The sequence below is a fragment of the Nostoc sp. CHAB 5715 genome (assembly GCF_020829685.1).
Lineage (GTDB): Bacteria > Cyanobacteriota > Cyanobacteriia > Cyanobacteriales > Nostocaceae > Nostoc.
In genome coordinates this window covers 1-6,762 of sequence record NZ_JAIVFR010000358.1, presented here as the reverse complement: position 1 = coordinate 6,762, position 6,762 = coordinate 1, and the positions used below count along the sequence as shown (strand labels likewise).

The window sequence follows — 6,762 nt, the reverse complement described above, 5'->3', positions numbered from 1 at the left end:
GAAACTGAGACATCCATTGATGGGGAACAAGGGTTTTTGCCAGATTTGATGTCTGAGTTGGTACTGAGAGAACCAGAGTCGGAAATAGTGGAATAGTGTAATAAATCTCACGCTAAGTACAACTTTGCGTAAAATCGTAGCGTTTTTAAACGCAGAGGAACGCAAAGTAAACGCAAAGGGGCGCAAAGTCTTGCCTAATTTAATTCACTACAATTAATGAAATGTTCTACTAAGTTGAGCCAGTGCGCTGCCTTACCGTGGTAGCAACTGGCGTAGTAAAGTTGCAAAAAATTATTTTGAGCGGCTACATATTTTCGTCCAAGATAACAAGAAAGAACAAAGTATATGCATTTGAAAAGTCAAGAAAGCCTAGTTACAGAAAAATCCTACACCCGTGCAGACTGGCAAGGAGGATATCAATCTCTCACCCAAGAGTTTGATTATTGGATTGATGATATAGAAGGGCAAATTCCCAGAGAACTACAAGGTACGCTGTTTAGAAATGGCCCCGGTTTGCTGGATGTGAATGGGCAACCTCTTCATCACCCGTTTGATGGGGATGGGATGATTAGCAAAATTACCTTTACGAACGGTCGCGCTCATTTTCGCAACCGCTTTGTCCGCACAACTGGCTATTTGGCAGAGCAAAAGGCGGGAAAAATCCTCTATCGCGGTATTTTTGGGACTCAAAAACCTGGCGGTTGGTTAGCTAATATCTTCGACTTCAAACTCAAAAATATCGCCAATACAAATGTTATCTATTGGGGTGGTAAACTGCTAGCACTCTGGGAAGCGGCTGAAGCATATCGCCTCGATCCTTATACTCTTGAAACGCTGGGAAATGAATATTTTAATGGTGCTTTGTCACCAGGTGAAGCTTTCGCTGCACATCCCCGCGTGGAAAACAATTGTTACCAAGATGGAGGCGCACCTTGTTTGGTAAACTTCTCGATTAAGCCGGGATTATCTGCCACAATTACTATTTTCGAGCTAAACCCAGCAGGTGAAATTATCAGACAGCACGCTCATAGTATTCCAGGTTTCTGTTTCATTCACGATTTTGTCATTACTCCCAATTACTGCATCTTCTTTCAAAATCCTGTCATCTTTAATCCCATACCTTTCGCCTTGGGAATACGTGCGGCGGGAGAATGTATCAAATTTCAGCCAAATCAGCCAACTCAAATTATAATTATTCCCCGCTTCCCCAAAGAAGGGCAACTCGAGATAAAATTTCTGGAAACTCACTCTGGTTTTGTCTTCCACCATGTTAATGCTTTTGAGGTAGGAGAGGAAATTTTAATTGACTCCATTTGTTACCAAGATTTACCAGAAGTGGAACCCGAAAGCGATTTTCGACAAGTTGATTTTGAGGCGCTTTCACCTGGGCAACTTTGGCGATTTTATCTGAATCTAAAGAATGGGGTAGTCCGGCGGGAATTGATTGAGAGCCGATGTTGTGAATTTCCCAGTATACATCCGGCGAATGTGGGACGCTCTTATCGATATCTATATATAGGTGCGGCTCATGCAGAAACTGGTAATGCTCCCTTACAAGCATTGTTGAAAATTGATTTAGAGTCTCTTGAAAGACAAATTTGGAGTGCTGCACCGCGTGGTTTTGTCGGTGAACCGATTTTTATCCCGCGCCCAGGTTCTCTTAAGGAAGATGATGGTTGGGTATTAGCTTTGGTTTATGATGCTGCCCATCACCGTTCAGATTTGGTAATTTTGGATGCTAGTGATTTCTCTAAAGGAGTAATTGCTCGCCTACATCTCAGGCATCATATCCCCTATGGTTTGCATGGAAGCTTTACTTGTGAGGTTTTTGGGGAAATTTGATCCCCTATTTGGGTGAAACCATTTTTTCGCTGGCAATGATATGCAAATCTATATTTTTGAGCAAGCGGACTAATTTTTGCGTCAAAGATCCTTTGAGGAGCATTTGCCAGCGCGATCGCTGACTCTCTCCGATTACAATTTGGGTAATCCGATATTTCTCGGCAACTTCAGCGATCGCATTAGCTACGTTACTGTTGGTAACACGAATAAAAGTACCTTCAAATTCTTTACAGAGTTTTTCACAAGTGTAGATGTGTAAGCTTTCCTCCTTGGTGAGGAAGCGTTCTGGATCGGCGACAAACAAGCTATAAAGTGGCGCGTTCATGTAGTTAGCTAGCCTCGCACCCCGGCGTAACAGCTGCACTGAGTTGGGATAGGTGGATATGCACACCAAAACCCGCTCGTGAATATTACAAAATTGCCCATTGGGGGTAGTAGCGATCGCATTTCCTTCTACGTTGTCTGCTACTTCGCGCAAAGCCAATTCCCGCAAAGCAATCAGGTTACGGCGTTGGAAAAAATTCTCAAGGGATTGTTGGATTTTTTCTGGTGCGTAAATTTTGCCTTCTAATAACCTTTCTTGCAGGGTTTCCGGTGTGACATCTACTACTACTATTTCATCTGCGTCATCCAGAATCCTATCAGCAACACGCTCACGGACTACCACCCCAGTAATTCTGGCTACTAAGTCATTGAGACTTTCCAAATGTTGGACATTCATCGTGGAGTAGACATCAATACCTGCTGCTAAAACTACTTCTACATCTTCGTAGCGTTTTTCGCGTGGGGAACCAGGGACATTGGTATGGGCAAGTTCATCGATTAAGACTAATTGGGGCGATCGCTTTAAAATCGCATCTGTATCCATATCCGTCAGCGTCAATTTACCGCGAGGATATTGTTTGCGGGGTACAATCTCCAGTCCTTCTGCTTTCTCAGCTGTCTCCTTGCGTCCGTGGGTTTCTAAAAGCCCAACAACGACATCAAGCCCTTCATGTTTAAGCGCGTGTCCCTCTTCCAGCATCCGGTAAGTTTTGCCTACTCCTGGAGCCATGCCAATAAATATTTTATGCTTGCCCCGTCGTCGTCTTGGATAAAGCGAGTAACTTCCAGAATTTAAAGGAGTGCCAGCTGAACCAGTCTTACTATTATCTGACATTTTAAAATAGGGAGTGGGGAGTGGGGAGTGGGGAGTAGGGATTGGGCAGGGCTATTTCATTCTCATCTAGCCCGCCTCAGAATAAATTCTGAGGCTAATAGCATTCATTCGTCTAAAGACGACTAAGAACGGCTTTTAGTCCACTTTAGTGGACTTAAGCTAAAAGCCTGTGAACTTTAGTTCTGGGCGGTTTATGTTTAGAACGAAATAGCCCTGGGGATTGGGGGAGATGAGGGGACAAGGAGAATAATCCATGCCCAATGACAAATGACAAATGACAAATGACAAATGACAAATGACAAATGACAAATGACAAATGACAAATGACAAATGACAAATGCCCATTTACTGATTTGGCTGACGAGAAAAATCTTGCACGTCAAGAGCATAATTCAATCTGAGAACATTTACTCCTGGCTCGCCAAAAATCCATAAAAATCTCCCATCAGTATACCTATTAATTAAACGTAGGATCTCATCTTCTTTTACTCCCCGCGCACTAGCAACCCGCGTCAATTGTTGCCGTGCTGCTCTCAATGAAATATGCGGATCTAACCCAGAACCAGAAGTATAAATTATATCAGCGATCGGTTGAAGATTTTCGTCTCGCAATTGATTTGCCTCTTCTAGAATCCGGTTGAGTAGTTCTGGATTGCTAGCAGCGAGATTGCTGGCTCCAGATATGCCAGTTGGCTTGGCTTTTTTGCCTTGGCTATATCTAACAGTACTGGGACGAGAATGGAAATATCGCTCAGATGTGAACACTTGACCAATCAAAGCTGAACCAATTGGTTCATTATTTAGATTCCGCATAATGCTGCCATTAGCTTGGTAGGGCAAAAGAACTTGACCCACTACAAGGATTATCAGAGGATAGATGATTGCAGTCAATAACCAAAGCATTAGAGTTATGAAAATTGCTCTGATAGTTTCTCGAATAATAGCCATAATATTTTTCCAATTGCTGCTAATATTTTATTTTTTACTGAAGAAGAATTCAGAATTCAGGAGCCAGAATCCAGCATGGATTTGTAGCTCCTGGATGTCCAAGGGAGGTTTAGAGCAAGCGATTTTAAGACGCTCGTTGCGCGGCATCGTCTCACGCCACTTGCTCCACTTAGGCGTTACCCCAAGACCGCAGTGGCTCCCCTTGGGAGAAGACTCGCTCTCCGTGTCGCTATCGTGGAGAAGAAAAAATTCTTTCCGTGACTGTTACCCCTGACTTGACTGCTGGGGTATTCTGAATTCTGAATTCTGTCTTCTGACTCCTTCTCATTGTCTTTAAGCCAAGCCCAAAATTGTAATCAATAAATCTATCAACTTAATGGCGATAAATGGCGCAATCACCCCACCTAAGCCATAAATTAAGATATTGCGTTGCACTAGCTGATTAGCTGTTAGCGGCCTAAACCGTACACCCTTCAATGCCAACGGAATCAAAGCGGGAATAATCAAAGCATTATAAATCAGTGCTGATAGAACAGCAGAATTAGGGCTAGTCAAATTCATAATATTCAAGCTTTGCAAATTAGCGGCGACAAATATCACTGGGATAATCGCTAAGTATTTAGCAATATCATTAGCGATAGAAAATGTCGTCAAGGCCCCGCGAGTAATCAACAATTGTTTGCCAATACTAATGATATCGATCAGTTTTGTGGGATCGGAGTCCAAATCTACCATGTTGGCGGCTTCTTTTGCAGCTTGCGTCCCTGTATTCATGGCAACGCCGACGTTAGCTTGGGCTAATGCTGGGGCATCATTAGTCCCATCTCCTGTCATGGCAACTAGTTTACCTGCTGCTTGTTCTTTCTTAATGACGCTGATTTTGTCTTCTGGTGTGGCTTCGGCGATGAAGTCATCAACTCCTGCTTCTTTGGCAATGACAGAAGTTGTAATCCGGTTGTCTCCAGTTAACATGATGGTATGCACTCCTATCCGTCGCAGTTGCTCAAAGCGATCGCGGATACCAGGTTTAACTATATCTTTAAGATAAATAACCCCATAGATTTCGTTATCTAGGCTGACTGCTAGAGGTGTACCTCCCAAGCGAGAAACTCGTTCGTAGGTAGCATCCAATTCTGGTGTCTCGCGTCCGTTGCGGGAACGGACAAATTCTTGAATGGCTTCTACTGCTCCCTTCCTGACCTCATACCCACCAGGCAAGTTAGTGCCACTCATGCGTGTTTTGGCACAAAAATCGACTGCTTCTGCCTGAGTGGAGTCAAAATCAAACCGTGCGCCTAACTTTTCTGCCAGTCGGACAATGGATTTACCTTCTGGTGTATTGTCAAAGACGCTAGCTACCCACGCAACATTAGCAATTTCCGACATTGAATGACCGTTAATAGGAATAAACTCTTCCGCCAAACGGTTGCCGAGGGTAATTGTACCTGTTTTGTCAAGAACTAAAGTGTTGACATCTCCACAAGCTTCGACTGCTCGTCCTGAGGTGGCAATGACGTTAAATTGGGCAACTCGATCCATCCCAGCAATGCCGATGGTACTTAGTAAGCCGCCAATGGTTGTAGGAATTAATGCTACTAATAGGGCAATCAAAATTGGCACGCTAACTGGACTGTTGACATAGTAAGCAAGTGCGGGCAGAGTTACCACGACTAACAAAAAGACTAAGCTGAGAACTGCCAGCAATACTGTCAGAGCAATTTCATTGGGTGTTTTGCTGCGTTCTGCCCCTTCCACTAAGGCAATCATCCGGTCAATAAAGCCTTTACCTGGGTCATTAGTGATGCGGATAATTAGCTCATCTGAGATAATCCGCGTCCCACCAGTGACGGAACTGGCAACGTCGGAACCTGATTCTTTTAATACTGGTGCGGATTCTCCAGTAATTGCCGATTCATCCACTGAGGCGACACCCATGATTACTTCGCCATCGGCCGGAATGATATCGCCAGCAATGACGTAGATGTTATCGCCCTGTTTAAGGGTGGTGGATGAAACTTCAGTAATTGTGCCGTCGGCAGCAAGTTTTTTGGCGATCGTTTCTGATTTCGTCGATCGCAATGCATCGGCTTGGGCTTTACCCCGCCCTTCTGCAATTGCTTCAGCAAAATTGCCAAACCAAACTGTAAAGAATAAAATCCCCGATAACAAGCCGTTGAACAGTTGCGGCTTCTTTTGGAGGGCTGGGCCAAATAGGTTGGGATCAATTGTTAGCAATAGGATGATGATTGTTGCCACCCAAACTACAAACATCACTGGATTTTTGATTGCATACTTAGGGTTGAGCTTGACAAAAGCATTTTTCATTGCCCTTAAGTACAGCCACTTATTACTTGTTTTGGCCTTTTTACGTGCTTGGCGGCGATCGCCAGAACGAGGATTTGGCCGTCTAGCTTTGAAGTTAGTTGCCACTTGTTTATGAATAGAGTTAGGAGTAGCGCCAATGCGGTTCGGTTAAGGTTATTAGTGGGGTGTTGTGGTGTGTAAAGACGTTGCATTGCAACGTCTCTACAAGCATTATCGATAGACAAAGTATCTTATCCGAACCGTACTGGGAGTAGCGCTGTCAAGGGGAATCTTGTATTTATTACTAGCCTCTGAACTGGGAAGTTGAGCCTTTGAACTGGGAAGTTGAGCCTTTGAACTTGGAAGTTGAGCCTTTGAACTTGGAAGTTGAGCCTTTGAACTGGGAAGTTGAGCCTTTGAACTGGGAAGTTGAGCCTTTGAACTGGGAAGTTGAGCCTTTGAACTGGGAAGTTGAGCCTTTGAACTGGGAAGTTGAGCCTTTGAACTGG

At 44.0% G+C, this 6,762-nt stretch carries 4 protein-coding genes; 1 reads left to right on the top strand and 3 read right to left on the bottom strand.

The annotated features are described in order from the left end of the window. The first annotated feature begins 345 nt into the window (after nucleotides 1–345). Nucleotides 346–1,842, top strand: coding sequence for a carotenoid oxygenase family protein (locus tag LC574_RS19890; protein ID WP_229455101.1), 1,497 nt, complete (start codon nucleotides 346–348; stop codon nucleotides 1,840–1,842). 4 nt (nucleotides 1,843–1,846) lie between these two features. Here LC574_RS19890 and LC574_RS19885 read toward each other — a convergent pair whose 3' ends face one another. From LC574_RS19885 to kdpB, 3 genes are all read right to left on the bottom strand, one after another. Beyond that, complete coding sequence (locus LC574_RS19885; protein WP_229455099.1) at nucleotides 1,847–3,001, bottom strand: universal stress protein; 1,155 nt, start codon at nucleotides 2,999–3,001, stop codon at nucleotides 1,847–1,849. Between the two features lie 345 nt (nucleotides 3,002–3,346). Further along, nucleotides 3,347–3,949 carry a K(+)-transporting ATPase subunit C gene (gene kdpC / locus LC574_RS19880; RefSeq protein ID WP_229455098.1) on the bottom strand — a complete coding sequence of 201 codons (603 nt, stop codon included), beginning with the start codon at nucleotides 3,947–3,949 and terminating at the stop codon, nucleotides 3,347–3,349. A 333-nt stretch (nucleotides 3,950–4,282) separates the two neighbouring features. After that, nucleotides 4,283–6,379, bottom strand: a complete 2,097-nt coding sequence (gene kdpB, locus LC574_RS19875) for a potassium-transporting ATPase subunit KdpB (protein WP_368736712.1) — start codon at nucleotides 6,377–6,379, stop codon at nucleotides 4,283–4,285. Between the last annotated feature and the right edge of the window lie 383 nt (nucleotides 6,380–6,762).